General features: G+C 38.8%; 4 protein-coding genes. 2 read left to right on the top strand and 2 right to left on the bottom strand.

What is annotated here, in order from left to right; genetic code table 11:
• Positions 1-690: transporter (locus E1176_RS06060; protein ID WP_155209667.1), on the top strand; the 690-nt coding region annotated here is incomplete at its 5' end.
• Here E1176_RS06060 and E1176_RS06055 read toward each other — a convergent pair.
• The gene (locus tag E1176_RS06055) at positions 680-2,278 is read right to left on the bottom strand and encodes a glycosyltransferase family protein (RefSeq protein WP_155209666.1); all 1,599 of its coding nucleotides are present in this window, start codon (positions 2,276-2,278) and stop codon (positions 680-682) included. The two genes, E1176_RS06060 and E1176_RS06055, sit on opposite strands and share 11 nt — an antisense overlap.
• Before the next feature lie 43 nt (positions 2,279-2,321).
• Positions 2,322-3,992 carry an AMP-binding protein gene (locus tag E1176_RS06050; RefSeq protein ID WP_155209665.1) on the bottom strand — a complete coding sequence of 557 codons (1,671 nt, stop codon included), beginning with the start codon at positions 3,990-3,992 and terminating at the stop codon, positions 2,322-2,324.
• Between the two features lie 148 nt (positions 3,993-4,140).
• On the opposite strand from E1176_RS06050, the gene E1176_RS06045 reads away from it, so the two are divergent.
• Positions 4,141-4,605 (top strand): DoxX family protein, encoded by a 465-nt coding sequence (locus E1176_RS06045; protein ID WP_155209664.1) that lies wholly within the window; start codon positions 4,141-4,143, stop codon positions 4,603-4,605.
• Positions 4,606-4,839 lie beyond the last annotated feature (234 nt).

Below are 4,839 nucleotides of genomic sequence, written 5' to 3'. Positions count from 1 at the left end.
ATCTTTACTGACCGACCAAACGTTACCGATGCGGTAAATACGTTAAGCGCAGGTACTTTTCAAATAGAGGCCGGCTATTTATATCAATCATTTAGTAGTTCAACTAACTTTACTACCTACCCTAACCTTTCATTTAAATACGGCATTGTAGACTGGTTTGAATTGCGCTTATTGACGAATTATCAGCGATTTGAACAGAATCTAGATGGAGCAAACTCTGAAGTATCAGGCTTTTCCCCGCTCACAATAAGCCCTAAAATTAAGCTGACTGAGCAAACTACATGGGTTCCTAAATTCTCTCTGGCAACCAGTTTCACATTCCCTGACATAGGTGAAGAGGCATTTCAAAATGATAAACTCAATTACGGTTTTAGACTTCTATTAGAAAATGAAAATGGCCTGCCATGGTCTGGCGGCTTTGGCTCAGACTGGGGTGACAGTGGTGAAACCACCTGGGCTTACTCATGGACAACAGGAGCATCATTATCAGAAAAAGTAGGGTTCTTTGTAGAAATCTACGGCTATTTTGCCAATGACATTGACTCACAACACAGCGTTGATGGTGGCTTTACTTATCTGGTAAATAATAACTTGCAAGCCGATATAATTGCCGGATTTCCATTGAACAAATTTGCTCCTGATTTCATATTTGGCTTTGGCTTAGCCTGGAAAACGCACTTTAAGAATTAGGCACCAGCTTATAAACAAATGTGACCTCCTCCTTATGAACTCTAGGGTTTAATATATGAAGGAGGCGGTCAAAATATGATGGCTGTATTTCTACTTCCTTCACCAAACGATACCCGTCAAAAATAGAAAGTAAGTTTTCTTTCCTTTCTTCCAGATTGGTACGTCTTTTAAATATGACGTAATTCGGGTTAGCTCCCGCGTCTAAGACTTCCTTGCTTAAGGAATCAACACTCTTCATATGAGGTTTTAGGTATACCAGTTTAAGCTTATTCTCATCTATTAACCTGGGCCAATTTTCATGAAACCCAAATCGTTTATCATTTAATTCATGGTAATTAATAGCCATTCCACCTAGGTAATATTCTGGCAATTGCTTAATGCCATTACTCGAGCTCTCTACGATGATTGACCTGACATCTGACTTTTGTGATAAATAAGTAAGCGGCTCTATTCTGTCTTTTTTCGAATAAGTTAAGGCTAAAGCCAAAGTAGCTACAATATTTAAGACCCAAAAGAATGACCAACTGACTTTTAACAGTGTTTTTTTGCCTGACCAGAATTGAGACTGTGCTATGGCTTTGTTCCAGCCTATTATACCTAAGATTATGAAAAACGGGAAAAATGGAATAATGAACCGCTCTTGCTTATTTGGGAATATAGAGTGAATCACAAAAAACAGAGTAGCTGCCAGCATTAGTTCTTTAGAGATTTTCCATCCGTTACCGTATCCCCAAAGTACAAACAAACTGACCACCGGCACAGTGAATCCTATTACTGTAAGAAAAAATCTGTAAAAGGGACCAGTACTGTAATTGTAGGCATTCTCAGTATTAAACATAAAGTAGCTGACAACTGATTGAAATGGATACTCCCAAAAAACCATATCGGCTATTCCTATAAACAAAAATGCAGCTACGACAAAACCCATTGTGATTATTAAGGCTTGGATAAATTGCTTTCTAAACAGCATGATAATTCCCAATCCTCCAATAAAAATAACAGTATGATACCTCAGGGCAAACGCCACACCAAATAAGAGGCCTGCCAAAAACCAATCTCTTAAACTTACTTCTCGATTCATAACCTTATAAAAAGCGATGAGAATGGGTGGTATACAAACCATTTCTACCAAATTCTTGACACCTAGAAACGGCATAAACCATAATAGCGCAAGCATAAGGCCTACTATAATAGAATCAGCAGGCTTTGAAGAAAGCATAGAAGTAATTTTGAAAGCGTAGTATACAATTAATGTACTGTACAGCGCATGAATGAGTCGTACAAAAACCATTTTGCTTTGAGGATCTGTAATACCTACTAACTCACACAGATATAGTAAAACAGCATTAACACCAGCATAAAACATGCTGTGATTGGGCGGTATGTCATCTGCTACCCAGTGAGAAATACCACTGATCCAGTCTTGGGCGACACGAATAACATCGAAATGATCATCGTGAAAGGCATATCCTTTAGAAAAAAAAGCAGCCAAAACTCTGACTGCCAGTGCAATAATGAGTATTACTTTTAAAGGATTGTCATTCCATGCTTTGCGCCACCAAGGAACTTGGATTTTGAGCAGATTCATATCAATAGTTAAAGACTAAATGCTGGTTAAAGCCGCAAAGTTATTAACCCTGATCTGCTTCGCGTAATTCTCTCCTTAAAATTTTACCAACGTTAGACTTAGGAAGCTCGTTGGTGAATACAATGTATTTAGGTGTTTTATAAGCCGTAAGATTTTCATTGCAATACTCATTAAGCTCATCTTCTGTCAGGCTTTCGTCACTCTTCACAACAAAAATTTTCACCGCTTCGGTAGATCTTTTATCCGGTACTCCAATGGCTGCTACTTCCAGTACTTTGGCATGGTTGGCCACTACATTTTCGATCTCATTAGGATATACATTAAAACCGGAAACGTTAATCATATCTTTCTTACGGTCAACGATGCTAAAGAAACCTTCTTCATCCATCTGTCCCATATCTCCGGTTCTAAACCAGCCACCTTCAAAAAAGACCTCTTTATTATCTCTGCCCCAATATCCATTCATAACTTGTGGGCCACGAGCACATATTTCACCTACTTCGCCTTCTTCAAGTTTTGTTCCTCGCTCATCAAAAACGGCCATCTCTGTAGATGGTGTTGGTAAACCAATAGTCCCCATTTTATGAGTGCCATCAAGAGGGTTGCAAGAAAGTACCGGAGATGTCTCACTTAAACCGTAGCCTTCAACCAACGGACTGGATGTTACTTCCTGCCACTTCTTGGCCACTGCATCTTGCACGGCCATCCCGCCTCCAATAGTACCTTTCAAATGACTAAAATCTACTTCTTTAAAAGCGGCCTGATTAAGTAAACCATTAAATAATGTGTTTACCCCAGTCATCAAGGTGAATTTATGCTTCTTCAACTCCTTCACAAAACCAGGCATATCTCTCGGATTTGTAATCAATACATTTTTCGCTCCTATTCTAAGCATGAATATACCGTTTACAGCTAGAGCAAAAATGTGATAAAGAGGTATGGCTGTTATCATTGTTTCTGGCACCCCCTCTTGTAGCAAAGGCTGAAACCAATTATTGATTTGCTGTGTATGAGCAATAATATTTTTATGTGATAACTGAGCTCCTTTAGATACACCTGTGGTTCCTCCTGTATACTGTAAAAATGCGAGGTCACCAGAAGCTATTTCTGGTCTTTCATAATTCAAATTGGCCCCTTCAGCCAATGCCTTTTTAAAAGTAACCGCCTCTGGTAGACTGTAAGAAGGCACCATTTTCTTTACGTACTTTACTACGAAATTGACAATAGAACCTTTTAGGCCTCCTAGTAAATCACCAAGGTTGGTAACTATTATATTTTTGATACCGACCTCTTCTTTTATCTTCTCGAGATTGCAGGCAAAATTTGAAACAATAACTACCGCTTTTACTTTGGCGTCTTTAAATTGATGGGCCATTTCCCTAGGTGTGTATAGTGGGTTAGTATTAACTACAATTAACCCGGCTCTCAATGCGCCAATTAGAGCAATAGGATACTGCAACAGGTTCGGCATTTGAATAGCTATAGTATCACCTTTTTTAAGACCAAACTTTGATTGCAGGTAAGCTGAAAAGTTGCGTGATTTTATATCGAGTTCTCTATAAGTCATAGTTTTACCCATATTTTCAAATGCCACATTACCAGCATTTTTATCGAAGGCATCCTCAAACATCTCGAGAAGGGATTGATACTCTAACTCTCCGATACTAGCAGGTATGCCTTTTGGATATCTCTTTACCCAAGAAAACTCATTCATAGAACTACGATTTTTTAGTTGATTAACAGCCTTCAAATATTGTGAAAAATCATGAAATCGTGGCATGAATCAATGAAAAATATGCAAAGCGACTTACATTAATGGTAAAAAATCGCTATCTTATACTACCACTTTAAAACCAACAGTCATGGATCCTTTTCAAAAACTACAATCGTGGGGTGATTCTCATCGAATAATCCTTTTAGACTTTCTACGAATTGTGGTTGGGGCCTTCATCACTTTTAAGGGAGTGATGTTTATTGCAAACATCGATTATTTGCGTTCTATGACAGCCAACATGGATCTCGTTTTCGCTTCAGCGGGATTGGCTCATTATGTGATCTTTGCACATATTTTGGGTGGTCCACTGCTAGCCTTTGGTTTGTATACACGTGTAATGGCAATCATTCAAATTCCTATCTTGATTGGCGCCATCTTTTTCGTGAATGCACAGCAGGGATTTCTTTCAGTTGGCAATCATATGGAGTTGGAGTTATCTATTGGTGTTTTGCTCGCGTTGATGGCATTTGTTGTCTTTGGCGCTGGCAGGTATTCTGTAGACCACCTCAGACGCAGAGATGAGGCGTTGCACCCTCACAAACCACACTTTTAAAGAAAGAAAGCTATCCCGAACATGGGATAGCTTTTTAATTAACCATAAACCTTAAAAAGATTCGATTTTTAGCTGTAGAGGGAGGATTCGAACCTCCACGGAGCAGTTAGATCTGTTGCTATTGGATGCATTAGATTTTATCCTTTATCTCCACCCCCGAGACCGGAGGGCATGTCTGCCAATTTCATCACCCTACATTTTTAATATTTATTTCGTTTTGTTGATACAAACATA

It is taken from the genome of Fulvivirga aurantia, from assembly GCF_009711475.1.
In the GTDB taxonomy this organism is placed as follows: Bacteria; Bacteroidota; Bacteroidia; order Cytophagales; family Cyclobacteriaceae; genus Fulvivirga; species Fulvivirga aurantia.
This window is presented reverse-complemented; position numbering and strand designations above follow the sequence as displayed.